This window comes from Microtetraspora sp. NBRC 13810 (assembly GCF_030268685.1).
GTDB lineage: Bacteria > Actinomycetota > Actinomycetes > Streptosporangiales > Streptosporangiaceae > BSRQ01.
On the sequence record NZ_BSRQ01000002.1, the window covers coordinates 654,538 to 679,613 of the forward strand.

Here is a 25,076-nt window from a genome sequence, read left to right on the forward strand (position 1 = left end):
GCTTCATGCGTGTTGTGCTGCTTGGCGGCGCCGGGTACCTCGGCGCCGTCGCCACCCGCCACCTGTCCGCGCTGGGTCACCACGTGAGCGTGGTCGATGGCCTGATCTACCAGCGAGACGACGACCCGCAGCACCTGCTGCCCACCGCCGGTTCCTTCGTCCACGCCGACCTGCGCGACCCTCAAGCCCTGCGCCGGGCCGTGGACGGCGCCGACGCTGTGGTGCACATGGGCGGCCTGGTGGGGGAACCGGCCTGCGCGCTGGATGAGCGCCTGGCCGTCGAGCTCAACTTCGCCTCCCCCGTCCTGGCCGCCGCCGCTGCCCGCGACCTTGGCGTGCCGCACTACGTGCTGTTTTCCTCCTGCAGCGTCTACGGACAACGCGAAGGCACCGTCGATGAGGACACCGCTCCGCATCCCCTGGGCATCTACGCCCGCACCAAGGTGCTGGCCGAACAGCACGTCCGCGACGTCCTGGACGGCCACGCCGACGTCACCGTGCTGCGGCTGGCCACCGTGCACGGCCGATCCCCACGCCAACGCCTGGACTCGGTCGTCAACCGCATGACCGCCCAGGCCGTCGCGACCGGCCGCATCCCCCTCAACGGCGGATCTCAGCGCCGCCCCCTGGTACACGTCACCGACGTGGCCGAGGTCCTGGCCGCCGTCCTCAACCGCCCGAACGGGCACAGCGGCGGGCACCGGGTCCTGAACGTGGGCACCGACCGCGAGAATTACACCATCGCCCAGATCGCTCAAACCGTGGCCCGCGCGGTGCCCGGCACGCAAATCGACCAGGGCCCGGAACAGGACGAGGCCGACGCCCGCGACTACCACACCTCTTTTGGCCGGCTGGCGAGCCTGTTCCCCGGTGCTTGCCCGACGCCGCTGATCGACGGCGTCCGCCAGATCTCCGGCGCGATGGCCGATCACCAGATCATCGACCCCGACCTGCCCGAGTACGACAACCTCAAGGGCCTGCGGGCCTGCCATGCCGCCGGCCGCCTGCACGCGGTGCGCTCGGCCGAGTGCGACCGCCTGCAGGAGCAGTACGACCGTGCTTATGGAGGTGTTGCGCGGTGACCGCACAGATCCCCAACCTGACGCAGGTGCCGTGGAACCGGCCGTCCCTGGGCGAGGACGAGATCGCCGAGGTTACGGACACGATCCGGTCGGGCTGGCTCACCCACGGCCCCAAGGCGGCCGCGTTGGAGCAGGCCGTCCGCGACGAGCTCGGCGTGCCGGATGCCTTCGCCGTCTCCTCCTGCACCGCCGCCCTCCACCTGGCGCTGCTCGCGGCCGGGATCGGCGACGGGGATGAGGTGATCACCCCGAGCCTGACGTTCTGCGCCGCGCCGAACGCGCTGCGGCAGGTGGGGGCGCGGCCGGTCTTCGTCGATGTCGAACCCGCCACCTACAACGTCTGCCCCGAGCAGGCCGAGGCCGCGATCACCGCCGCCACCAAGGCCATGGTGGTCATGCACTACGGCGGTCACCCCTGCGACCTGGCCGCCTTCCGCGACCTGGCCGACCAGCACGGGTTGCTGCTGATCGAGGACGCCGCTCACGCGCTGCTGGCCCGCCGTGACGGGTTGCGCGCCGGGACGGTCGGCGACCTGGCCGCCTTCAGCTTCTACGCCAACAAGGTGATCACCACCGGGGAGGGCGGCATGCTCCTGGGCCGCCGCGACCTCGTCCAGCGGGCCCGGCTGCTGGGCCGGCACGGCATCGACGCCTCGGTGTGGCAGCGTCACAGCGGAGGTCGCACCGCCGGTTACGAGGTCACCGTGCCGGGCCTGAAATACGTCATGTCCGATCTGGCCGCCGCGGTCGGGCTCCCGCAGTGGCGCAAGCTGGCGGCTTTCACCGCGCGCCGCGCGGAGATCGCCGCCGCCTACACCGGCGCCCTGGCCGGGCTGCCCGGCCTGGCCACACCGGCCGTCCTGCCCGGCGTCGAGCCCGGCTGGTTCCTCTACTCGATCTTCATCGACCCTGCCCATGCCCCGCTGACGCGCGAGGAGAGCGCCGAACGGCTGCGCACCGAGTACGGGATCGCGACCAGTCAGCACTTCCGTCCCGTGCACACCTTGCAGGTCCACTCCGGCAGCGTCACCTGCCCGTTGCCGGTCACCGAGACCGCCGCCGCCCGGCAGTTGTCGCTGCCCTGTTACCCCGCCATGACCGACGACCAGGTCACCCAGGTGATCACAGCTGTTCGCGCGCTGTGGGGATGCTGAACGACGACGATGCCGACCAGGTGGCGTGACGCGCTGCCTGTTCGGCGCCCGCTCGCCGTCATCGCCCGTTAAAGTGGAGCGTCAGCAGCATGGCGGCAGAATGACGGCAGCGTGAGCGGCAGACGAACCTCCCTCTCACGCCATGACGCCAGCCGGTACCAGCGCGACCTCCAGACAGCAAAGGAAGAGCGGTGAGCACTGGCACCCCGCGCCCCACGGTCGGCGCCGTGGTCTTGACCATGAACGACCGTCCCAAGGAGTTCCTGGTCGCCATGGATTCCCTGCTGTCGCAGGAAGGCATCGACCTGGATGTGGTGGTGGTCGGCAACGGCTGCACACCGGACCAGGTGCCCGACGGCGTGCGGACCGTCGAGCTCCCAACGAACGTGGGCATTCCCGAGGGACGCAATGTCGGCGCCGCCAACGTCAAGGGCGAGTTGATCTTCTTCTTCGACAACGACGCCGTCCTGCCCGCCCCCGATACGCTGCTCCGCCTTGCCGCGGAGTTCGCCCGCGATGCGCGCCGCGCCTTCGTCCAGCCGCGCATCGCCGACCCGACCACCGGCCGCACCCTGGGTCGCTGGGTGCCCCGCCTGCGCGTCTCTCACCCCAACCGGGCCGGCACCGCAACCGTCATGGCAGAGGGCGTCGTCATGGTCCGCCGCGACGCCTTCGAGGCCGTCGGCGCCTGGCCCGGCCACTTCTTCCTCTTTCACGAGGGAGTCGACCTGGCCTGGCGGCTGTGGGAGCGCGGCTGCATCGGTCACTACGCTCCCGCCGTCATCGTCCATCACCCCGCCACCGATCCGGCCCGCCACACCCTCTTCTACCGGCTCAACGCCCGCAACCGGGTCTGGCTGGCCCGGCGCAACCTGCCCGTCCCGCTGATCCCGCTCAACCTCGCCACATGGGCGCTGGTGACGCTCTGGCGCATCCGAGACCCCGCGGCGCTGCAGGCGTCCCTGGCCGGACTCGCCGAGGGGCTGCGCGGAGGACACGGCACCCGAGCCCCCATGCGCTGGTCCACCGCGGCCCGGCTTACCCGAGCAGGGCGGCCCCCCATCTGCTGACGCCCGCTGGACGGGTGCGACCTCCGCCCCGGGCAACCAGGCCGCCGACGGCCGTGAGGGGATCTGACTTTCGCTCTGATGACCGGCCGTGACCTTCGGTAGTGTCAAGGCCCTTCCTTCCCCGCGGGAGGACATCGCTGGAGGACCCTGTCCCTCCGGTGGAGGGACAGAAAGGGCGAAGCGAGCAGATGACGGCTGACCGATTCAGCACCCACCATCTCGAACTCGGCGACGACGTCGTGATCAAGCGATACACCTCCTGGGACCGAGGCGAGCCCCACCGGGAATGGGCGGCACTGACGCTCCTGGCCGAACACGCGCCCGGCCTGGCCCCCGCCCCCATACAAGCCGCGCTCGACGCCCGCCCGCCCATGATCACGATGAGCAGGCTGCCGGGCCGCGTCCTGCGCGGCGAGCACGCCACGAACGAACAGATCAGCGCGATCGCCGCCGCCCTGAACCGGCTGCACCAGATTCCACCTCAGGTGGTGGAAGCGCTCCAGCCCGCCCCCTGGGGACCCGTCACCGCCGTGGACAAAGTCCGCGCCTGGGCCGGCAAGCAACCCGACCTCGGCGACAACCCCCTGGTGCGGCAAGCGTTCCACACGGGAGCCACCTGGCTGGCCTCCACCGCCCCCGACAAGCTCACCACCAACCCGCTGCCGCCCGTCCTCGGGCTGGCGGACGGCAACCACGCGAACATGCTGTGGGACGATCATGAGCACCGCGTGTGGCTCATCGACTGGGAAGACTCCGGCCGCAACGATCGAGCCTTCGAACTCGGCGAAGTCACCGAGCACGTCTCCCGCATCGACGGCACCCTGAACGCAGAACAGCTCCTGGCCCACCTCGACCTGCCCCCGGAGGAAGCCGAACGCGTGCGGGACTTTCGCCGCCTGATCGCGCTGATGTGGTTTCTCCAGCTCGGCCCAGACGGGCCGGCGACGCCCCACAACCCGCCCGGCACCCTGGAACGCCAAGCCGAAAGAGTTCTGCAGCTGTTCAGCTGACGCCCTCAGCTCCCAGCCGCCCACGAGGCTCGGCACGTCACCGGCTCAGCGCGTAGGCGTTCCGGGGCGCTGTGTGACCCTGGCGGTGACTGCATGAGCGCGACCAGCCTCTCCGAGCCATCCGCTCTCCAGGCCCGGACCCGCCAGCGCCCTTGCCATGACGGGATGGCCAGGTCAGGGCCAGGCATCGGGAGTGAGCCGCGCATGGGGCCGGTGCATCGGGCTGATGCGCCAGGCTCCCCAGTCGCCGCAGGACCGGGATGAAGGGCGCAACCCACCACAGCGACGCTGCGGCCATGACCATGAGCTGGGTTCCGGCGCGCCCCAGGACCGCCCACTCGCGGGCTGATCGCAGCTGTGAGCGGCGACGCGCCCGGCAGCCGTCACACATCCGCACGGGGTCGCCCTCGGTGAGCCGGGCGATGGCCTCCAGCGTGGGCACGACGCTCAACGCCATGCCGGTGACCCAGATCAGGGCGAGCACATCACGGACGGCACTCAGGACGCTCACGACGCCGCCTCGGACCGTCGGGTGGCCATCGGTCAGCCATAGCCTGACCGCTTGCCGTGCCTGCCGTGGAGTCTTGGCGCTGCGCCGCAACGTCATGCCTTTCCACCCGGCGACGTCCGGCATCGTGGATATGGTTCCCATTGACGCGAAATCACCGACTTATCCGAGTTGCTGCCCGCGATCCCCGAGACAGGCGGGCTGTCGTTTTCGACTGTGTCGGCTCTCAGCATGAACACTCACGCAACTGATTGGTACGGCAATCTCGCGAAACCCGGTCGACAAAGAAATGCAGGCCCTGTGTATTGATTGTCGTCTCGGCGTCGCAGTACGGTCACCAGCAGCAATGGGCCCCAGCTCACCACCGCGAAGGCGCCATGGAGACCCACCATCCTGGCGATCAGATGTCCCCCCGAGCCCGCTTCGCCCACGACCTCGCTGAGCACCGCAAGGCCGCCCGAATGACGCAGGCTGCGGCTGCGGCGCGCATGCGCTGCCACGAATCGCTCATCAGCCATATCGAGACCGGCCGCTTCGCCGTCTTCGACGGCCCCACCCCGCCCACCTTTCTCGCGCTCGTCGACGAGGGCGTGCTACACCGCCCCGTCGGCGGCCCCGACGTCCTGGCAGCCCAGATGCGATAAGGAGATGGAACAGCTGAACCTCGACAATGCGGAATGGCGCAAGGCCAGCGCCCAGCGGCGACAACGGGCAGTGCGTGGAAGTCGCCACCAACCTGCCCGGCATCATCGCTGTCCGCGACAGCAAGAACCCCCAAGGCCCCGCGCTGGTCTTCACTCCCGGAGAGTGGAAGGCATTCCTCAAAGGCGCCAACCAGGGTGAATTCGACATCTAACAGTGCAGGCCGTGTAAGCCCAGCCGGGCAGCGGAGAACCCACGCGCGCCCGTCGTGACAACACCCGCCTCCGCCACCCACCAAGCCGGTCCGGGGTGGATCAGCTTGGCGAGGCGGTCGGCCCGCTCGGCGGCCAGCCGGTCCGTCGTCCGTTCGACGTCGTCGCGGAGCGCGCGTCCCCGGTCGGTGGCGCGGCCCTCGGCGTCGACCAGTCCGCGCTCGGCCAGCCGTTCCCTGGCCTCCGCCCACTGCTGCCCGGTCCAGCCGCGTCCGGCGAAGTTGGCCTCCGGGGCGGCGCTGACCGCGGCGAAGGAGACCAACGCCTCGCAGCCGTCCAGCCCCGCGGTGAGCAGCGCGGCGAGGTGGCCGTCGCCGCGGTGCTCGCGCAGCACGGTGCACGCCTGCCACAACGCCAGGTGCGGCCCGCGCGATGACGTCATCACCGACTGACCATCAAACCGCCGTACGGCTCCGGAGCCTGCCTGCCTGTCATCAAAACGGCTGTACCGCTGCCACTCAACCCCGGAAGCCGCGTACGGCCGGCGTCCAGGACCCGGACACCGGCCGTACGCGGAGTCTCGCGGACGTCACTCGGAGGAGAAGGCCGCGTCGAAGGCCGCCGCGGGCGGGGTGATCGCGTTGAGCCTGCGGATGTAGGCGAGGGCCTCGGGGGCGCCGTCGAGGCGGTCCATCCCGGCGTCCTCCCACTCGATGGAGATCGGGCCCTCGTAGCCGATCGAGTTCAGCGCGCGGAAGCAGTCCTCCCAAGGGACGTCGCCGCGGCCGGTGGACACGAAGTCCCACCCGCGGCGCAGGTCGGCCCACGGCAGGTGCGAGGCGAGCCGGCCGCGGCGGCCGTCGCCGACCCTGACCTTGGCGTCCTTGCAGTCCACGTGGTAGATCCGGTCGGCGAAGTCGAGGATGAAGCCGACCGGGTCCACCTGCTGCCACACCATGTGGGACGGGTCCCAGTTCAGGCCGAACGCCGGGCGGTGGCCGATGGCCTCCAGGGTGCGGACCGTGGTGTGGTAGTCGTAGGCGATCTCGCTCGGGTGCACCTCGTGCGCGAACCGCACGCCCACCTCGTCGAAGACGTCGAGGATCGGGTGCCACCGGTCGGCGAAGTCGGCGTAACCGGCCTCGATCATGGACGGCGGCACCGGCGGGAACATCGCGACGGTGTGCCAGATCGACGAGCCGGTGAACCCGACGACGGTCTTCACGCCGAGCTTGGCGGCGGCCCGGGCGGTGTCCTTCATCTCCTCGGCGGCGCGCTGCCGTACCTCTTCCGGATCCCCGGAGCCCCAGATGCGGGCGGGCAGGATGCCCTTGTGCCGCTCGTCGATCGGGTGGTCGCAGATCGCCTGGCCGAGCAGGTGGTTGGAGATCGTCCAGACCTTGAGGTTGTACTTGTCCAGGGTCTCCAGCTTGCGCGGGATATAGGAGTCGTCGGCGAGCGCCTTGTCCACCTCGAAGTGGTCACCCCAGCAGGCGATCTCCAGGCCGTCGTAGCCCCACTCCGAAGCCAGCCGGCAGACCTCCTCGAACGGCAGGTCGGCCCACTGCCCGGTGAACAGCGTGACAGGGCGGGTCATATCTCCTCCACGGATACGAATCGGCTTTCCTCGGCCGCGCTCTTCTCGACCGCGGCCAGCACCCGCTGCACCCGCAGGCCGTCCTCGAAGGACGGTGAGGGGTCGGCGCCCGCGGCGATCGCCTCCAGGAAGTCCTTCACCTCGTGGGTGAAGGTGTGCTCGTAACCGAGCCCGTGTCCGGGCGGCCACCAGGCGTCCAGGTACGGATGCCCGGGCTCGGTCGCGATGATGCGCCGGAACCCGGCCTCCTCTGCGGGAAGCGTCTGGTCGTGGAACCACAGGTCGTTCATGGCCTCGAAGTCGAAGGCCAGGCTGCCCAGCGAGCCGTTGATCTCGATGCGCAGCGCGTTCTTCCTGCCGGTGGCGAAGCGTGTCGCCTCGAAGGAGGCGAGCGCCCCGCCGGTGAGGCGGCCGATGAACAGCGCGGCGTCGTCGACGGTCACCGGGCCGCGGGTGGCCCCGCCGGTGGCGGCGAGGCCGGCGGACTCCTCGGCGAGCGGGCGCTCCTTGACGAAGGTCTCGGTGATGGCCGAGACCCCGGCGACCTGCTGGCCGGTCACGAAGGCGACGGTGTCGATGATGTGCGCCCCGATGTCGCCCAGCGCGCCGGAGCCCGCCTTGTCCTTCTGCAGCCGCCACACCAGCGGGAAGTCCGGATCGGTGATCCAGTCCTGCAGGTACTGCGCCCGCACGTGCCGGATCTCGCCCAGCCTGCCCTCGGCGACCATGCGCCGGGCCAGCGCGATGGCGGGCACCCGGCGGTAGTTGAAGGCGACCATGGAGCGGACGCCCCTGGCCGCCGCGGCGGCGGCGGCCGCGGCCATCGCCTCCGCCTCGGCGACCGTGTTAGCCAGCGGCTTCTCGCACAGGACGTGCTTGCCGGCTTCCAGCGCTGCGATGGCGATCTCGGCGTGCGAGTCGCCCGGCGTGCAGACGTCCACGATCGCCACGTCGTCGCGGACGATCAGCTCTTTCCAGTCGTTCTCGACCGCGGCCCAGCCGAGCTGCGCCGCCGCGGCGGCTGTACGCTCCTCCGACCTGCCGGAGAGCACCGCCATGACGGGTGCCACCGGCAGGTCGAAGAACGCGCCGACGCTGCGCCAAGCCTGGGAGTGGACCCTGCCCATGAAGGCGTAGCCCACCATGCCGACCCCTAGCGTCGGCTTGTTGTCCTGCACGTGAAACCCCCGATCAGGATTCGAAGCCCAGCGGCAGGTACTGCTGGACGTTCTCCTTGGTGATGGTCTCGGACGCCAGCGTGATCGACTGCGGCACCGTGTTCTCCACAAGGTCGCTCATACCCTTGCCCTGGGCGATGAGACGCGCCAGCTTGATCGCCGACGAGGCCATCGTGGGGCTGTAGGTGACCGTGGCCTTGAGGACCGAGGTGTCGCCCTGGATCTCCCGCATGGCGTTGGCCGAGCCCGCGCCGCCGACCATGATGAACTCGTTGCGTCCGGCCTCGTTGATGGCGGCGAGCACGCCGATGCCCTGGTCGTCGTCGTGGTTCCACATGGCGTCGATCTTCGGGTGCGCCTGGAGCAGGTTGCTGGCGACCTCGGTACCGGTCTCCACGGTGAAGCTCGCGTCCTGCTTGGCGGTGACGCTGAAGCCGAAGGTCTTCAGCGCGTCCTCGAAGCCCTTGCTGCGCTCCTGGGTGAGGGGCAGCGTGGCGATGCCCTGGATCTCCACGATGACCGGGTTGGAGACGTTCTTCGCCTTGAGCGCGTTGCCGATGTAGTGCCCGGCGGCCACGCCCAGACCGTAGTTGTCGCCGCCGACCCAGGTCCGGTAGGACAGCTTGTCGGGGAAGACCCGGTCCAGGTTGATCACCGGGATGCCGGCGTCCATCGCCCTGCGGGCCACCTGGTTGAGCTGCTCGCCGTCGTTGGGCAGCAGCACCAGCGCGTTGACCTTCTGCTGGATCAGCGACTCGACCGCGGAGATCTGCTGGTTGATGTCGTTGGTGGGCTCGACGGGCACGAACCGCACGTCGGAGTACTGCTTGGCGGTCGCCTCGGCGTTCTTGGCGATGGCGGCGATCCAGCCGTGGTCCGCCGCGGGGGCCGAGAATCCGATGGTGACCTGCTGACCCGGCTGGTCGTTGCCGCCGGGGGCGGCCTGGGTCTGGTTCACGGGGGCCGAGGAAGGGGCCGCCGCGGGCTCGTTGCTGGTGCAGGCGGTCACTAACGCGCCCGCGCCGACCACGGCACCGCCGAGGAGGAAACCCCTGCGGCCGACTGTCTCGCTCATGCGTTCTCCTAAAGGGGGTGTTACGGCGCTATGTTCGTGCTTCGAGGCTGCGCCGCTGGAGCAGTACGGCGACGACGATGATCAGCCCCTTGGCGATGAGCTGATCGCTGGTGTTGAGACCGTTGAGAATGAACAGGTTGGTGATCAGAGTGAAGATCAGCAGACCGAGGATCGCGCCCACGATGGTGCCGCGGCCGCCGGTCAGCAGTGTGCCTCCGATGATCACTGCCGCGATCGCGTCCAGCTCATAGAGGTCGCCGTGGGTGGAGGAACCGGTCGTGGTCCTGGCCATGATGATGATCGCCGCGATGCCGCAGCAGAAGCCGGACAGCGCGTAGAGGAGCATCGTGTGCCTGCGCACGTTGATGCCCGCCAGCCGGGCGGCCTCCGGGTTGCCGCCCACCGCGTACGTGCGCCGGCCGAACGTGGTGCGGTTGAGGATCACCCAGCCGACCACCACCACGGCGGCGAAGATGTAGACCAGCAGCGGCAGTCCGAGCACCCGGGTCGTGGACAGCTCGACCAGGGCGTTGTTGTCCGGCTGGACCAACTGGGTCCTGCGGTCGGACATCCGCTGCGCGAGTCCCCGGGCGGCGACCAGCATCGCCAGCGTGGCGATGAAGGGCACCATCCGCCCGTAGGAGATGAGGAACCCGTTGACGAGTCCCGCCCCGGTGCCGACGAGGACGGCGCAGATCGCCATCACCACCGGCCCGTAGGACTGGGTGGCCAGCGTGGTCGCCCACACCGAGGCGAGCGCCATCACCGCGCCGACGGACAGGTCGATGCCGCCGCCGATGATCACGAACGTCATGCCGACCGTGATCACGCCGATGGTCGAGGCCAGGGCCAGGATGGTCACCAGGTTGGCGGTGGTGGCGAAGTTCTCCGGCCTGGTGAGCAGGCCGATGATCGTCAGCAGGACCAGCGCGGCGACCAGGCCGAGGTGCCTGGTCTCGCCCAGGCGGCCGAGCGCGCCCCAGCGGGAGGCGGACAGCGTGTCCGCTCTGCGCCCCTGGTGCTCCACGCGTTTGCGTTCGTCCGAAGGCGGCGCCTCCGGAGCGGTCTGTTTAGGTTGGGCCTCACTCACCGGAGTCCTCCTTCGACGATGTTGCGGCCATGACGAGTCCGAGCACCTGGTGCTCGTCGAGCGTGCGGGCGTCGGACTCGTGCACGATCTCCCCCTCGCGGATCACCAGCACCCGGTCGGCGAGCCCGAGCACCTCGGGCACCTCGCTGGACACCAGCAGCACGCCGATGCCCTCGTCGGCCAGGCGGCGGATCACCGCGTACAACTCTGCGCGGGCGCCCACGTCCACGCCTCTGGTCGGCTCGTCGAGCAGCAGCAGCCGGCGGCCGTTGACCAGCCAGCGGGCCAGCACCGCCTTCTGCTGGTTGCCGCCGGACAGCGTCTTGATCGGCCGGTTCGGGTCGCCCGGACGGATGTCCAGCGCCTCGACCTGGGCCTTCGCCTCGGCCATCTCCTTGCGCCGGTTCATCCAGCCGAACCTGGCGTACCGGGTGAGGCCGGCGAGCGTGATGTTGCGGGCCACGCTCTCGTCCAGCAGCAGCGCCTGCGCCTTGCGCTCCTCGGGGGCGAGGCCCATGCCCAGCCGGACGGCGTTGTCGGTGCCGCTGCCCCGCCGTACCGGACGGCCGTCGAGCAGCACCCGGCCGGAGGACCTGCGTGCCCCGTAGACCGCCTCGATGATCTCCGAGCGGCCGGAGCCGACGAGGCCGGCCAGGCCGACGATCTCGCCCTCGTGCACGGAGAAGGACACACCGGCGACGACCCCGGGCACCGTGAGGTCCTCCACCCGCAGCACCTCCTTGCCCTTCTCGGCGCGGGGCGCGGGACGCTGCGGGAAGACGTACTCGACGTTCCTGCCGGTCATCAGCGAGACGATCTGGGCGGTGGGGGTGTCGCGGGCGGGCAGGCCGACGGCGGCGGTGCGGCCGTCCTTGAGCACGGTGACCCGGTCGCCGATCTCGCGGATCTCCTCCAGCCGGTGCGAGATGTAGATCACCGCCACGCCCTGCGCGGTGAGCTCCCTGATGATCCGGAAGAGGTTGCCGACCTCGTCGTGGGCGAGGGCGGCCGACGGCTCGTCCATGACGATCAGCCGGGCGTCGTGGGACAGCGCCCGCGCCATGCTGACCACCTGCTTGCCCGCCGGGGACAGCCGGCCGACCTCGGTGGACGGGCGGATCTCCCCGTGCCCGAGCCGGTCGAGCAGCACCTGGGCGGCGCGGTTGGTCTCCCCCTTGCGGGTGAAGCCCATGCTGGCCTTCTCATGGCCGAGGAAGATGTTCTCCGCGACGCTGAGCCCGTCCACGAGGTCGAGCTCCTGGTAGATGGTCGAGATGCCGAGCCGGATGGCGTCGGTCGGTCCCGAGGCGCGCATCTCCCCGTCGCCGAAGGTGATGGTGCCCTCGTCCGGCCGGTGCGCGCCGGCGAGGATCTTGATCAGCGTCGACTTCCCCGCACCGTTCTGGCCGAGCAGGCAGTGCACCTCGCCGGCGCGGACCTCAAGGTCCACCCCGTCGAGGGCACGCACGCCCGGGAACTGCTTGACGATCCCCCGCATGATCAGCAGATCGCTCATGGCTCTCCTGGGTGTTCGTACGGCTGTCGCTGCCCGGTCAGGTGATCAACCGCTCGCGGTGGGCACCTGACTGTCGTTGATGATGCGGTTGATGTTGTCCGGGGACAGGTAGTGCTCGACCGCGAGGATCCCGGCGCCGAGCGCCGCGGCGTCCACGCCGGTGCGGCTGGGCACGATGGTCAGGTGGTGCGTGGCCAGCGGGAGCGACCTGCGGTAGATCGTCTCCCTGATGCCGGCCAGCAGGTGGTCGTGCACCCTGGCCAGCACGCCGCCGATCACGATGACCTCGGGGTTGAAGAAGTTGACCAGGCTGGCGAGCACCTCGCCGATGAGCCGCCCCGCCTCCCTGACCAGTCGCAACGCCTGGGTGTTGCCGTTCTGCACCAGCGCGACCACGTCGGCCGCGGTCTCCGCGGACAGGCCCAGCTCGCTCAGCCGCCTGGCCAGCGCCGCACCGCCGGCGACCGCCTCCAGGCACGCGCTGTTGCCGCAGCGGCAGCCCGCGTCCTCGTGCCCGCTGACCCGGATGTGGCCGATGTCGCCGGCCGAACCCTGGGCGCCGCGGTGCAGCCGGCCCTCGGCGACGATGCCGCAGCCGATGCCGGTGCCCACCTTGACGAAGAGCAGGTAGCCGGTGCCCGCGAAGGCGTACCGCTGCTCACCGAGCGCCATCACGTTGACGTCGTTGTCCACCAGGACGCTGGCGTCGTACCTCCCGGCGAAGAATTCGGGCACCGGATAGTCGTTCCAGCCAGGCATGATCGGCGGATTGTTGGGCCGCCCGGTGGCGAACTCGACCGGGCCCGGCACGCCGATCCCGATCGCCTTCAGCGCGCTCGCCGGCCGGCCCGCCTCGGCCAGCAGCCGCGCGATGCGCTCGTCCACGTGGGCGAGCACCACCTCCGGCCCCTCGTCGATGAGCAGCGGGTCCTCGCAGGTGCCCAGCGTCGCGCCGCTGATGTCCATGAGGATCGTCCGGCAGTGGGTGGCGCCGAGGTCGACCCCGGCCACGACGTGGTCGGTCGTCCGCAGGCGCAGTTGCCGCGGCGGCCGGCCGCCGGTCGACTCGCCGCTCTCCGTCTCCAGCACGAGCCCGCGCTCGATGAGCGCGTCAACCCGCTGGGAGATGGTGGAACGTGCCAAGCCGGTGACCCTGGCGAGGTCGGATCGCGTCGTAGCCGACCCGGCACTGATGAGCGTCAGAACATCGCCCGGTGAGCCCGGAACCGTCCGATCCTCTCCGGAACTGAAGACCATGCGGCGACCATAAGAGGGTAATAACCGCTAAATCAAGACCGAACGGCACCGTGATCTGACTGAAACCTTCCAGAAGTTCCGTCGCGTGTCGAACAAAGCCCGGTCAGTGTCTGTCGGGATACATGTGTCTTTTGGGCCTTGACAGTGAAAGCAGGCGTGCCGCACAGTGCCATGGTCGCCGGGTGAGGATGGGAGCGGCCGATGCGCGCCACGTGCCCGTGGATACTCGGATGATGGTCACCCAACTGATCGCCTTCGTCGGCGTCTCCCTCGTCGTGATCTGTACCCCCGGCCCGGACACGGCTCTCACCGTGCGCAACGCGTTGTCCGGCGGCCGTCGCAGCGGTGTCTGGACCGCCGCGGGCGTCGCCCTCGGGCAGGCGATCTGGACGCTGGCGGCGAGCCTCGGCATCGCCGGCCTGATCCACGCCTCGGAGCCCGCGTTCCTGGCGCTGAAGTATTTCGGCGCGGCTTATCTCATCTATCTGGGCATGCAGTCGCTGCGGTCCGCCTGGCGCGGCGGCGACGACCACGGCGCCGCCTCCCCGCGGCGCAGGCCGCTGCTCACGCCGGGGCGCTCGCTGCGCCACGGACTGATCAACGATCTGGCCAACCCCAAGATGGCGGCCTTCTTCATGAGCCTGCTGCCGCAGTTCGCGCCCGATGGCGGCGGCGCGTTCGCCGGGATGCTCGCGCTCGGGCTGCTGTTCAGCCTGCTGACCTTCGCCTGGCTGTCCCTCTACAGCATCCTGATCGACAGGGCCCGCGCGTTGTTCGACCGCTCCCGGGTCCGCCGGGCGCTCGACGCCGTCACCGGGTCGGTACTCATCGCCTTCGGCGTCCGCCTCGCCCTGACCCAGCGGTAAGCCCTCGGGACCGTGATGCCGCCCGCCCGGCGGGCGGCACATCCCACAGTTGTCACAGCATGGCGGTCATGGAGGCGCCGGCCTGCTCGCCGAGCGTGGTGGGGCGGAGGAACGGCTCCTCGGCCATGATGGCGTCCCAGTTGTCGCGGATGCCCTCCATGGAGAGGTCCTCGTCGCGCCACCCGGGCCCCTCGGCCACGAAGACCCGCGCCACCCGGCCCGCGCCGACGCTGAAGACCTCGCCGGTGACCGGGCAGTCCTCGTGCGCCAGGAAGGCGACCAGCGCGCTGACCCGCTCCGGGGTGAACTTCGCCTCGAACTCCGCGGGCAGCAGGGACTCGGTCATCCGGGTCCAGGCGATCGGGGCGATGGCGTTACACCTGATGTTCGCCCGCGCGCCCTCGATGCCGATCGTCTTGGTCAGGCCGACCAGGCCCATCTTGGCCGTGGAGTAGTTGGCCTGGCCGAAGTTGCCGAACAGGCCGGCCGGCGAGGAGGTGTTGACGATCCTGCCGAAGCCCTGCTCCTTCATGTGCGGGAAGGCCGCGTGGCTGACCAGGAAGGAGCCGCGCACGTGTACGGCGAGCACCGCGTCGAACTCCTCGACCGACATCTTCCCGAAGGACTTGTCGCGCAGGATGCCCGCGTTGTTGACGACGACGTCCACCGTGCCGAAGGTCTCGACCGCGGCGCCGACGATCGCCCTGGCCCCCTCGGGCGTCGCGACGTCGTCGGCGTTGGCGACCGCCTCGCCGCCGTTCTTCCTGATGAGCTCCACGACCTCGGCGGCGGGCCCGCCGGACGCCCCGGTGCCGTCCAGGGCGCCGCCGAGGTCGTTGACGACGACCTTCGCCCCGCGCTCGGCGAGCAGGAGGGCGTGCGAGCGGCCGAGACCGTGCCCGGCCCCGGTCACGACCGCCACTTTTCCGTCGAACCGCAGTTCCGGCATCTGTCCCGCCCTTCAGGAGAACAACATTCTGTTGCTTGCACAATAGCCCGCCCGCCGTACGCGGGACATCACCCTGACGGCACCCCCGCACACCGCGTGGGAGGACGCACGCGCCGGCCGCTGGAACGTTGCGGATAGTGATCGGATGAGTAAATTTCTGCTAGAGTTTCTCACTTCCGCACGGGCGAGGGTCCACGTCCAATCCCCAGCACGGCCCCGCCCTTTCCCCCAGGGCTGGAGGCTATGCATGCGAGCACAGCCGCCCTACCGTGTGGTCCAGTGGGCCACGGGCGCCGTCGGACGTTATTCCCTGCGCAACCTGATCACACGCCCCGAGTTCGACCTCGTGGGCGTGCTCGTCTATGACCCCGACAAGGTCGGCCAGGACGCGGGCAGCCTTGTCGGCCTGCCCGCCGCCGGGGTGGAGTGCACCGACGACGTCGAGCGCATCCTCGCCGGCGACGCCGACTGCGTCCTGCACATGCCGCTGCCGGCCGCCTACTTCGGCGGCGACCACGGCAGCGACCTGGAGTCCATCTGCGGCCTGCTCGAATCGGGCAAGAACGTCATCACCACCACCGGCTTCGTCAACCCGCAGAGCTACGGCCCTGGCGTGGTGGCCCGGCTGGAGGCGGCGTGCCGGGCCGGCGGCAGCACGCTGCACGGCACCGGCATCAACCCCGGCTTCATGAGCGACCTGCTGCCGCTCGCGCTCACCGGCCTGTCCAGCCGGGTGGACCACATCTACGTGCGGGAGTCCTCCGACTACCGGGGCCACCCTTCCCGGCAGATCGTGGTGGACCTCATCGGGTTCACCCGCTCCCCCAAGGACTACGCCACGGCCGTGCGGCCCTTCCGCGCGTTCCAGCGGGCGCTCTTCGCCGAGAGCGTGCAACTGGTCGCGGGCGCGCTCGGCGTCACGCTGGACGAGGTGGAGGAGTACGACGACTTCGAGCTGGCCGAGGAGGAGTTCGAGATCGCCGCGGGCATGGTCAGGCGCGGCACGGTGTGCGCGTCACGGTGGATCTTCTCCGGGCTGGTGCGCGGCCGTCCGTTCATGACCGTCGAGTGCGTCTACAAGGCCGACTCGATGGCGGCGCCGCGCTGGGCCGACCCCGGCTTCACCGTGCACATCGAAGGCGTCCCGGAGATGATGCTCACGGTGAACGAGATGTCCCACGGCCTGGCCGGGGCCGCCGCGCACGCGGTCAACTCGATCCCCGCGGTCTGCGCGGCCGGGCCCGGCATCCGTACCCTTCTCGACCTCCCGCTCGCCACCGGCCGGGGCACGGTGCGGCTGGCCTGAGCTCAGCCGTTCGGGATGAACCGGCCGAACCTGCCGCCGTGGTAGAGGAGGGGCTTGGCGGTGGGGCCGATCCTGGCGTCGGTGACCAGGCCGACGACCAGGTGGTGGTCGCCCACTTCGAGCGTGGTGTGCGGGGTGCAGATGAGGTGCGCCGAGACGCCGTCGAGCAGCGGAACCCCGACCGGGCCCGGCCGCCAGCTCGTCGGCGGGGCGAACCTGTCCACGCCCTTGCGCGCGAACCGCGAGGCCACCTCGGCCTGGTCGCCCGCCAGGACGTTCACCGCGAAGCTGTCGGCCTTGCGCAGCCAGGGCCAGGTGGTGGAGTTCTGGTCGACATAGAAGGAGACCAGCGGCGGGTTGAGGCTCACCGACGAGAAGGACGTGGCGGTCAGGCCGACGGGCACGTTCTCGGGCCGGGCGGTGACCACGACCACCCCCGCCGCGTGCGCGGACATCACCCGGCGGAACCCCTCGGCGTCCACGGCCCGGTCGGCGACGGCCTCGCTCATGCCCGCACCCCCTCCCGCAGCGCCACGCCGACCTGCGGGGCCACCCGGTCCGCCCAGGCGCCGAGCACGCCGTCGAGGTCGCCGAGCTGGGACTCCAGCACGGCCAGGCCGGGCGTCGGGACGAAGGCGCCGAGTTCCACCAGCAGCGGGCGGAAGTGCACCTCCACCGCGAGCGCGTGCCGGGGGTCGCCCATGACCAGCAGGGGCAGCGCCGCCGCCCCGCTCAGCGCCCCGGAGGGCAGCCGGTCCAGGAACGCCTTCAGCAGGCCGGTGTAGGTGCCCTTGTAGGTGGGGCTCGCCAGCACCAGCACGTCGGCGGTCGCGGCGAGCTCCAGCGCGACCTCCACGCCGGACGAGGGCGTGGGCGAGAGCAGCGCGGGGGCCAGCGCCGCGAGGTCCACGACCTCGCGGGATCCGAGGTCGCGCGCCCCGGCGTCGCCGAGTGCGGTCACCAGTGCGTCTGTCGCGCCGACGGCCACGCCGTACGTTCGAGAGCCGGCTCGCGGATTACCCACCACAGTGAGGATCGTCATGAAATGTCCTCCAGGTCCCAGACGCGGAAGTCCATATGTACCCGGCCTGAATGGGACGACCTGGCACATAGCTTGACGTTACGCAGCCCCTATGGCTAAGTCAATATTCCCTACTGGATTTAACGGGAATACCAGAGATCCGGCTCTCCCGGGACTTTCCGCACCCGGTCCCTCGCCTCCAGCCACACCAGGTGGGCCAGCGTCTCGTTGTTGGCGCCCCTGCGCATGAAGGTGGGGATCGTCTCCCACGGGCGGGACCAGGTCAGCCTGGTCGCGAGGTCCCAGCAGCTCACTCCGTCGCCGCCGGCCAGCACGGTCTCGATCTCGGCCAGCCGCTCCTCGTGGTGCGCCATCACGTGGTCGACCCGTTCGGCCAGCTCCAGGAACCGGTACTCGTGGGCGGGCAGCACCTCCTCCACGTCCCACTTGCGCACCGCCGCCAGCGCGTCCAGGTAGTCGGCCAGCGGGTTCCGGCCGGACTGGGGATGGACCGCCACCGCCGGAGTGATCTTGGCGAGCACGTGGTCGCCGGAGAAGAGCACCCTGCGGTCGGGTTCGACGAAGCACAGGTGGCCGGGCGAGTGTCCCGGCGTCCACAGGGCCTGGAGGTGCCACCCGGGCAGGTCGATCCGCTCGTTGTCGCCGAGGAGCCGGTCCGGCTCGGCCATCTCGACGAAGTTCCTGATCATCCTGGAGGCGCCGGCCAGCTCGACCGCCGTCTCCGGCGGCACGCCGCAGCGCATCAGCAGCCCGCGCTCGGCCTCGATCAGCGAGTCGATCCGCGCCTCGTCGTAGCGGGCCTGGATGAGCCGCGCGTCCGCCTCGTGCAGGCCGATCCACGCCCCCGACTCGTCGCGCACCCGGCCCGCGAGGCCGTAATGGTCGGGGTGCATGTGCGTGACGAGCACGGCGCGCACGTCGGCGATCCCGAAGCCGGCCGTCCGCAGGCCGCCCACCAGGCCGTCGTACGCCTCGTCGGTGTTCCAGCCGGCGTCGACGATCGCCACCCCGTCCGGCAGCTCCAGCGCGTAGACCAGCACGTAACGCAGCGGGTTGATCGGGATCGGCACCGGGATGGACCACAGGCCCGGCCGCACCCGCTCCACCTCGGGGAACCCGCCGGTCCGCCACGCCTCCCGCTGCGCCTCGTTAGCCGCCGTCACCATGCGCATCCGGACTCCTTTCCGCCCTACGATTCTGCCCTGCGACCGAACCATGTTCTATAGCCGGCGGCCCGCATAGAGTCGTGGGTATGAAGCTTGGACGTGAGATCACCGACGACGGGCGCTTCACCCGGCAGCCCAACAGGTTCACCGAGCTGATCGGGACCACCGAGCCCGGTCGTTACCAGCTCTACGTCTCCTACGCCTGCCCGTGGGCGCACCGGTCACTGATCGTGCGCAGGTTGACGGGCCTGGAGGAGGTGATCGGGGTGACCGCCGTCGACCCGATCAGGGACGAGAAGGGCTGGCGCTTCGACGGCACCGACCCGGTCACCGGCGCCTCCTACCTCTCGGAGCTGTACCTCTCCTCCGACCCCGACTACACCGGCCGCTACACGGTCCCCTGTGTCTGGGACCGGATCGAGGAGCGCCTGGTCACCAACGACTACCCGCAGATCACCCTGACCCTGGAGACGCTCTTCCGCCCGCTGCACCGGGAAGGCGCCCCCGACCTGTATCCCGAGCCGCTGCGCCCGGCCATCGACGAGCTGAACCAGCGGATCTACCGCGGGCTCAACAACGCCGTCTACGAGGCGGGCTTCGCCCGGGACCAGCGCGCCTACGAGGACGCGGCGGGCCGGGTCTTCGCCACCCTGGACGAGCTGGAGGCCCGCCTGAGCGGCAGCCGGTTCCTGCACGGGGACGAGATCACCGAGAGCGACATCCGGCTCTACCCGACGCTGGCCCGCTTCGACTCGGTCTACTACGGCCACTTCAAGTGCTCGCTGCGCCGGCTGACCGACTATCCGGCGCTGTGGGCCTACGCCCGCGACCTCTACCAGCGTCCCGCGTTCCGCGAGACCACCGACTTCGACCAGATCAAGCGGCACTACTACATCACGCAGACGAACGTGAACCCGAGCCGGATCGTCCCCGTGGGCCCGGTGCTGGACTGGGAAGCTCCACACGGGCGGGGCTGACCTCGGGGAGCCGTACGAAGAGCGCCGCGGAGACCAGCACGACGACGGCCACCACGCCCCAGGTGCCGCCTATGCCGAGCTGGGCGGTCAGCCAGCCCAGGGCCAGCGAGGAGGTCATCCCGCCGAACTGCAGTTGGAGCGAGCTGACCGACATGAGCGTGGCCCGCCGGCCGGAGGCGACCCGCCGGTGCATCATCTCGGAGCGCAGCACCCCCACCGCGGACAGGGCGGCGTAGATCACGACATAGGCGGCCGCCGTGGCGACCATGCCGGGGACGCCGTCGAGCGCGACCGACGCGGCGAGCGCGCCCACCGCCCCCGCCATGACCACGACGCCCGCGATCGAGCCGCCCACGGAGCCGCGGAACAGCCGGGCGGCGGCCGGGGCGAGGGCGCTGCCCGCCGCGCCGGCGCCGAAGCCGAGCGCCGCGACCAGGGCATAGAGGGTGCCGCCGGTCTCCGCCTGCCCGGTGAGGCTCGCCAGCCGTTGCGGCGTCAGCAGCTCGATGCTGTTGAGCGCGACGCCGAACGCGAAGGAGATCAGCAGCAGCCGGCGCAGTCCCAGGTCGCGCAGCGCGAGCCGCAGCCCGTCGCGGACCGTCTCCGGCACGCCGCGCAGCACCGTGCCCAGGGTGGTCCGGTGGCGCGGCGGCTCGGGCATCGTGACCAGCGCGGCCACCAGCAGGACCGCGGAGGCGACGACCGAGGCCAGCACCGGCACGGCGAGCGGGGAGACCGGCCCGTCCGGCACCAGCAGCGGGATCAGGCCGCCGGCCAGCACGCCCACGGCTAGGGACACCGAGCCCATCGCGCCGCCCCGGGCCAGGCCCGGCTTGAGGTCGGCGTCCGGCCCTTCCACCGCGTGCAGCGTGTCCACGTACCACGCCTCGGCGGGGCCGCTGGACAGCGCCCGCCCGATGCCGCGCAGCACCGCGGACAGCGCGAACGGCCACAGCGAGGTGGCGAACGCCATCATGGCGACCCCGGCGAGCGCGAAGGCGGCGGAGGCGGCGAGCGTCCAGCGCCGCCCGATCACGTCGGCCAGGCCGCCGGTGGGCAGCTCCAGCGCGATGCACAGCGCCGAGTAGATCGCGCTCACCAGGCCGATCTCGGCGACGCTGAGCCCGCGCTCGCTCATGAGCAGGACCATCGGCGCGATGGTGAGGCCGGTGGGGAGCCAGGACAAGAAGCTGATCACGGCGAACCGGCGCCGGGCCGACGCCGCGGTCAGGGCTTCGAAGGGCATGGAGGGTTACTCGCTTTCACGGGGGGTGCCGCTCAGATAGGAGTCGAGATGGGTGCGCAGGAAGGCGGCCAGGTGCACGTGGACCTCCTTGGCCGCCGGGTCGCCCTCGTCGCGGGCGACCAGCTCGTCGATCACCTCGACCAGCCGGGTCCACAGCTCCAGGACCGAGGCCGGGGTGAGCGTGGCCATGCGGTTGCTCATGCCGATCGCGTTGACCCAGTCCTCGGTCATCGCGCCCATGTCCTGCTCGAAGGCCGCGAACTCGGCGGTGAGGGCGGAGAGCTGCACGCCGCGCATGGCGCCGGCGGCGGCGCGCCCCTCGGGGGTGCCGGCCATGTCGGCGTTACGCCATGCGGTGTACTGGTGCTTGGCCCGCCAGCGGCGCTCCCTGGCGTCGCGCTGCCCGGGGTCCTCCTCGATGAAGCCGTATTTGGCCAGCTCGCGGAGGTGGTAGCTGGTGAGCCCGGAGCTCTCGCCGACCTCGCGGGCCAGCTCGGTGGCGGTCGCCGGGCCGTGCGTGCGCAGGCGCCCCAGCATGCGCACGCGTAACGGATGCGCGACCGCCTTGAGGGTGCGCGGATCGGAGATCTGGAAGTATTCGCTCACATCGCAAGGATAGCTTTGCAAAGAGAGCTTTGCAAAGTGTTCCTTGCGATGAAACGTTCACGGCTGTCGTCGCACGGAGATCCATCCGGGCGGGTGGTTCATTGACGGCGGGGAAAGGCGCTGGAAGCATCGGGGGTCCCCCGAATTGGGAGCGCTCCCATATCGCCCTCACCCCCCGGAGGACGCATGACCAGACGGCTGGCCGTCGTCGCGGCGCTCGCCCTGGCGGCGCTGTCCGCACCCCTCGCCCCGCCGGCCGCCGCCGACCCGGGCCCCGAGCAGATCGTCAACGGCGGCTTCGACGGCGGCACCGCGCCCTGGTGGCACACGCCCAACACCTCGTTCGAGGTGGACGACGGGCGGCTGTGCGCCGACATCCCCGGCGGCACCGCCAACCCGTGGGACGTGATCATCGGCCAGGACGACGTCGCCCTGGTACGAGACGAGACCTACGCCTACTCCTTCACCGCCTCCGCCGTCCCCGCCGCCACGGTCAGGGCCCTCGTCCAGCTCCCCGTGGACCCCTACACCCAGTACGTCGCGGGCAACCCGCAGCTCGGCGCCTCCGGCGGCGCCCACTCCTTCACCTTCACCTCACCGGTGGACCTGCCGAACGCCCAGGTGGCCTTCCAGCTCGGCGGCAGGGCCGAACCGTGGCGGTTCTGCGTGGACGACGTCTCACTCACGGGAGGAGCACCACCCGACGTGTACGAACCGGACACCGGCCCGCGGGTACGGGTGAACATGTCCGCCTACCTGCCCGACGGCCCCAAGAACGCCACGCTCGTCACCGAACGGACCGAACCGGTGGACTGGCGGCTCAAGGACGCCGGCGGCGACACCGTGGCCTCCGGCACGACCCGCCCGCGCGGCCTCGACCAGAGCTCCGGCCAGAACGTGCACTCGATCGACTTCGGCGCGCACGACGAGCCCGGCACCGGCTACACGCTGGAGGCCGACGGCGACACCAGCCGCCCCTTCGACATCGGCGGGAACCTCTACGAGACGCTCAGGACCGACGCGCTGAAGTTCTACTACACCCAGCGCAGCGGCATCGAGATCCGCGACGACCTGCGCCCCGGGTACGGCCGGCCGGCCGGGCACGTGGGCGTCGCACCCAACCGGGGCGACGTCGAGGTCCCCTGCCAGCCCGGCGGCTGCGACTACACCCTCGACGTCAGGGGCGGCTGGTACGACGCCGGCGACCACGGGAAATACGTGGTCAACGGCGGCATCTCGGTACACCAGCTGATGTCCGCCTTCGAACGGGCCAAGGCCACCGGGCTCTTCGAGGACGGCGAGCTCGCGATCCCGGAGAGCGGCAACGGCGTCCCCGACGTGCTCGACGAGGCCAGGTGGGAGCAGGAGTTCCTGCTCAGCATGCAGGTGCCCGACGGCGAGCCGTACGCGGGGATGGCCCATCACAAGATCCACGACGCGCAGTGGACCGGGCTGCCGCTGCTGCCGCACCTCGACCCTCAGCCGCGCGAGCTGCACCCGCCCTCCACCGCGGCCACGCTCAACCTCGCCGCCACCGCGGCGCAGGCGGCCCGGCTGTTCGCGCCCTACGACGCGGCGTTCGCGGCGCGCAACCTCGCCGCGGCGCGCAAGGCGTGGGCCGCGGCCAGGGCCAACCCGGCCCGCTACGCGAGCCCGGACGACGGGGTGGGCGGCGGCCCCTACAACGACGACAACGTGACCGACGAGTTCTACTGGGCCGCCGCCGAGCTCTACCTGACCACCGGCGAGAAGGCGTTCCGCGACCAGGTGCTCGCCTCGCCGCACCACACCGGCGACATCTGGCGGGCGAGCGGCTTCGACTGGGGCTACACGGCGCCGCTCGGCCGGCTCCAGCTCGCCACCGTGCCCAGCGACCTGCCCGGCCGCGACGCCGTACGGGCCTCGGTGCTGGCGGGCGCCGACCGCTACCTCGCCGCCCAGCGGGCCCACCCGTACGGCCTGCCGTACGCGCCGGAGGGGAACTCCTACGCCTGGGGCTCCAACAATCTCATCCTCAACAACATGGTCGTCATGGCCGTGGCGCACGATCTCAGCGGGGACCGGAAGTACCTCGACGGGGTGCTGGAGGGGATGGACTACATCCTCGGCCGCAACGCGCTCAACCAGTCCTACGTGACCGGCTACGGCGAGGTCGCCTCCCGCAACCAGCACAGCCGGTGGTACGCCCGCCAGCTCGACCCCGACCTGCCCGGCCCGCCCAGGGGCACGCTGGCCGGCGGGCCGAACTCCGCCATCCAGGACCCGGTGGCGCAACGGCTGCTGCGCGGCTGCGCGCCGCAGTTCTGCTACGTCGACGACATCGAGTCCTGGGCCACCAACGAGCTCACCATCAACTGGAACTCGCCGCTGGCCTGGGTCTCCGCGTTCCTCGCCGCGCCGCTGCCCGCGCCGTCCGGCTGCCTGGTGACCTACACCAAGCACGCCCGCTGGCCCTCCGGCTTCAACGCGCAGGTGACGATCAAGAACACCGGCGCGGAGACCGTGGACGGCTGGACGCTGCGTTGGTCCTTCCTCGGCGGCCGGCGGGTGACGGAGCACTGGAGCGCCGAGGTGACCCAGTCGGGCGCCGCCGTCACCGCGCGCAACCTGCCGTGGAACCGCGAGATCCCGCCCGGCGGCGCGGTCACCTTCGGCTTCCTCGGCGCCAACGCCCCCGGCGCCGACCCCGCCCCCGACCTCTTCCTGCTCGACGGCGCCCCCTGCCGCTGAGCCCCGCTCCCGGCCCGCCGCCCGGCTCTCGGGGGTGCGGCGGGCCGGGTCTCCCCGCGTGTTCCGCCGGGACACCCCTCCACCTGGGATTAGGCTGGGGGACGTGGGGATCGAGGACATCTGGGTGGACAAGGCGGTCAGCGGGCTGCGCCCCGACTTCGCGGTGCTTCTCATCGGGGCGTACGGCATGCGCAACGGGCCCTCCGACGACCGGTCGCGCGAGTGGCTGGCCAAGGCGGCCCTCCGGGCGGTGACCCTCGGCCACGAGAAGATCGAGTCCTGGCGGGAGGCCTACCGCTCCTTCGGCGCCAAACCGCAGCGGACCAGGCCGTCGGTCGACGCCCTCATCCGCAGGGCGCCGCTGCCCGAGATCAACCTGGTGGTCGACGCCTACAACGCGGTGAGCGTCGCGCACTCGCTGCCCATCGGCGGCGAGGACCTCGGGCGGTACCAGGGCACCGCCCGGCTGGTCAGGGCCACCGGCGAGGAGCCGTTCGACACCGTCGACCGGGGCGAGGCGTTCGTCGAGCACCCGGAGATCGGCGAGGTCGTGTGGCGCGACGACCTGGGCGTCACCTGCCGCAGGTGGAACTGGCGCCAGTGCGTGCGCACCCGCATCACCAAGGACACCGTCGACGGGCTCTTCATCCTGGAGCGGCTCGCCCCGCTGGAGCTCGACGAGCTGAGCGCCGCCGGCGACGAGCTGACCGTCCTGCTGCGCGAGATCTCCCCGGAGGTCCGCATCGAAACCCGGCTTGTCACCTCCTGGTGACAGGCATCAGACCCGCCGGCACCTG

24 protein-coding genes are annotated in these 25,076 nt (G+C 70.8%); 11 read left to right on the forward strand and 13 right to left on the reverse strand.

What is annotated here, in order from left to right:
- Positions 1-5: 5 nt before the first annotated feature.
- The 6 genes from QSK26_RS06730 (at position 6) to QSK26_RS06755 (ending at position 5,680) form a co-directional block, all read left to right on the forward strand.
- On the forward strand, positions 6-1,082 hold the full coding sequence (locus tag QSK26_RS06730; protein WP_285774088.1) for an NAD-dependent epimerase/dehydratase family protein: 1,077 nt from the start codon (positions 6-8) through the stop codon (positions 1,080-1,082).
- Complete coding sequence (locus QSK26_RS06735; RefSeq protein WP_285774089.1) at positions 1,079-2,236, forward strand: DegT/DnrJ/EryC1/StrS family aminotransferase; 1,158 nt, start codon at positions 1,079-1,081, stop codon at positions 2,234-2,236. Before QSK26_RS06730 ends, QSK26_RS06735 begins: the two co-directional genes overlap by 4 nt.
- Positions 2,237-2,427: 191 nt before the next feature.
- Positions 2,428-3,306, forward strand: coding sequence for a glycosyltransferase family 2 protein (locus QSK26_RS06740; RefSeq protein ID WP_285774090.1), 879 nt, complete (start codon positions 2,428-2,430; stop codon positions 3,304-3,306).
- Between the two features lie 188 nt (positions 3,307-3,494).
- Positions 3,495-4,316 (forward strand): phosphotransferase family protein, encoded by an 822-nt coding sequence (locus QSK26_RS06745; RefSeq protein WP_285774091.1) that lies wholly within the window; start codon positions 3,495-3,497, stop codon positions 4,314-4,316.
- A gap of 885 nt (positions 4,317-5,201) precedes the next feature.
- Positions 5,202-5,468 carry a Scr1 family TA system antitoxin-like transcriptional regulator gene (locus QSK26_RS06750; RefSeq protein WP_285774092.1) on the forward strand — a complete coding sequence of 89 codons (267 nt, stop codon included), beginning with the start codon at positions 5,202-5,204 and terminating at the stop codon, positions 5,466-5,468.
- A gap of 74 nt (positions 5,469-5,542) precedes the next feature.
- Positions 5,543-5,680 (forward strand): DUF397 domain-containing protein, encoded by a 138-nt coding sequence (locus QSK26_RS06755; RefSeq protein WP_352244292.1) that lies wholly within the window; start codon positions 5,543-5,545, stop codon positions 5,678-5,680.
- Here QSK26_RS06755 and QSK26_RS06760 read toward each other — a convergent pair.
- The 7 genes from QSK26_RS06760 to QSK26_RS06790 form a co-directional block, all read right to left on the reverse strand.
- On the reverse strand, positions 5,677-6,120 hold the full coding sequence (locus tag QSK26_RS06760) for an SCO6745 family protein (protein ID WP_285774093.1): 444 nt from the start codon (positions 6,118-6,120) through the stop codon (positions 5,677-5,679). The two genes, QSK26_RS06755 and QSK26_RS06760, sit on opposite strands and share 4 nt — an antisense overlap.
- Before the next feature lie 147 nt (positions 6,121-6,267).
- Entirely contained in the window at positions 6,268-7,275 is a 1,008-nt protein-coding gene (locus QSK26_RS06765; protein ID WP_285774094.1) for a sugar phosphate isomerase/epimerase family protein, read from the reverse strand.
- Positions 7,272-8,453 (reverse strand): Gfo/Idh/MocA family protein, encoded by a 1,182-nt coding sequence (locus QSK26_RS06770; RefSeq protein ID WP_285774095.1) that lies wholly within the window; start codon positions 8,451-8,453, stop codon positions 7,272-7,274. The genes QSK26_RS06765 and QSK26_RS06770 overlap by 4 nt, the downstream gene beginning before the upstream one ends.
- A gap of 13 nt (positions 8,454-8,466) precedes the next feature.
- On the reverse strand, positions 8,467-9,528 hold the full coding sequence (locus tag QSK26_RS06775; RefSeq protein WP_285774096.1) for an ABC transporter substrate-binding protein: 1,062 nt from the start codon (positions 9,526-9,528) through the stop codon (positions 8,467-8,469).
- A 28-nt stretch (positions 9,529-9,556) separates the two neighbouring features.
- Positions 9,557-10,618: an ABC transporter permease gene (locus tag QSK26_RS06780; protein WP_285774097.1), complete on the reverse strand. Its 1,062-nt coding sequence runs from the start codon at positions 10,616-10,618 to the stop codon at positions 9,557-9,559.
- Positions 10,611-12,134 (reverse strand): sugar ABC transporter ATP-binding protein, encoded by a 1,524-nt coding sequence (locus tag QSK26_RS06785; protein WP_285774098.1) that lies wholly within the window; start codon positions 12,132-12,134, stop codon positions 10,611-10,613. The genes QSK26_RS06780 and QSK26_RS06785 overlap by 8 nt, the downstream gene beginning before the upstream one ends.
- A 45-nt stretch (positions 12,135-12,179) precedes the next feature.
- Positions 12,180-13,391: an ROK family transcriptional regulator gene (locus QSK26_RS06790; protein WP_285774099.1), complete on the reverse strand. Its 1,212-nt coding sequence runs from the start codon at positions 13,389-13,391 to the stop codon at positions 12,180-12,182.
- Positions 13,392-13,621: 230 nt separating this feature from the next.
- On the opposite strand from QSK26_RS06790, the gene QSK26_RS06795 reads away from it, so the two are divergent.
- Positions 13,622-14,257 (forward strand): LysE family translocator, encoded by a 636-nt coding sequence (locus QSK26_RS06795; RefSeq protein ID WP_285774100.1) that lies wholly within the window; start codon positions 13,622-13,624, stop codon positions 14,255-14,257.
- 52 nt (positions 14,258-14,309) lie between these two features.
- On the opposite strand, the gene QSK26_RS06800 is transcribed toward QSK26_RS06795, so the two are convergent.
- Entirely contained in the window at positions 14,310-15,206 is an 897-nt protein-coding gene (locus tag QSK26_RS06800; RefSeq protein WP_285774101.1) for an SDR family oxidoreductase, read from the reverse strand.
- 247 nt (positions 15,207-15,453) lie between these two features.
- Here QSK26_RS06800 and QSK26_RS06805 point away from each other — a divergent pair, with 247 nt between their 5' ends.
- On the forward strand, positions 15,454-16,512 hold the full coding sequence (locus QSK26_RS06805; RefSeq protein ID WP_285774102.1) for an NAD(P)H-dependent amine dehydrogenase family protein: 1,059 nt from the start codon (positions 15,454-15,456) through the stop codon (positions 16,510-16,512).
- A 2-nt stretch (positions 16,513-16,514) separates the two neighbouring features.
- Here QSK26_RS06805 and QSK26_RS06810 read toward each other — a convergent pair whose 3' ends face one another.
- The 3 genes from QSK26_RS06810 to QSK26_RS06820 all read right to left on the reverse strand — a co-directional run bounded on the left by QSK26_RS06810 (position 16,515) and on the right by QSK26_RS06820 (position 18,726).
- Positions 16,515-17,021, reverse strand: coding sequence for a flavin reductase family protein (locus tag QSK26_RS06810; protein WP_285774103.1), 507 nt, complete (start codon positions 17,019-17,021; stop codon positions 16,515-16,517).
- Positions 17,018-17,554, reverse strand: coding sequence for an NADPH-dependent FMN reductase (locus QSK26_RS06815; protein ID WP_285774104.1), 537 nt, complete (start codon positions 17,552-17,554; stop codon positions 17,018-17,020). Before QSK26_RS06815 ends, QSK26_RS06810 begins: the two co-directional genes overlap by 4 nt.
- 119 nt (positions 17,555-17,673) lie before the next feature.
- Positions 17,674-18,726, reverse strand: coding sequence for an MBL fold metallo-hydrolase (locus QSK26_RS06820; RefSeq protein WP_285774105.1), 1,053 nt, complete (start codon positions 18,724-18,726; stop codon positions 17,674-17,676).
- Positions 18,727-18,806: 80 nt separating this feature from the next.
- Between QSK26_RS06820 and QSK26_RS06825 the strand changes: the two genes are divergently transcribed.
- A complete protein-coding gene (locus tag QSK26_RS06825; RefSeq protein WP_285774106.1) occupies positions 18,807-19,697 on the forward strand; it encodes a glutathione S-transferase family protein in 891 nt (296 codons plus the stop codon).
- On the opposite strand, the gene QSK26_RS06830 is transcribed toward QSK26_RS06825, so the two are convergent.
- Both QSK26_RS06830 and QSK26_RS06835 read right to left on the reverse strand, forming a co-directional pair.
- Positions 19,615-20,943 (reverse strand): MFS transporter, encoded by a 1,329-nt coding sequence (locus QSK26_RS06830; protein ID WP_285774107.1) that lies wholly within the window; start codon positions 20,941-20,943, stop codon positions 19,615-19,617. The genes QSK26_RS06825 and QSK26_RS06830 overlap by 83 nt on opposite strands.
- A gap of 6 nt (positions 20,944-20,949) precedes the next feature.
- Positions 20,950-21,549, reverse strand: coding sequence for an ArsR/SmtB family transcription factor (locus QSK26_RS06835; protein ID WP_285774108.1), 600 nt, complete (start codon positions 21,547-21,549; stop codon positions 20,950-20,952).
- A gap of 186 nt (positions 21,550-21,735) precedes the next feature.
- On the opposite strand from QSK26_RS06835, the gene QSK26_RS06840 reads away from it, so the two are divergent.
- Positions 21,736-24,279 (forward strand): glycoside hydrolase family 9 protein, encoded by a 2,544-nt coding sequence (locus QSK26_RS06840; RefSeq protein WP_285774109.1) that lies wholly within the window; start codon positions 21,736-21,738, stop codon positions 24,277-24,279.
- A 103-nt stretch (positions 24,280-24,382) separates the two neighbouring features.
- Positions 24,383-25,051 (forward strand): B3/B4 domain-containing protein, encoded by a 669-nt coding sequence (locus QSK26_RS06845; RefSeq protein WP_285774110.1) that lies wholly within the window; start codon positions 24,383-24,385, stop codon positions 25,049-25,051.
- The last annotated feature ends 25 nt before the right edge of the window (positions 25,052-25,076 follow it).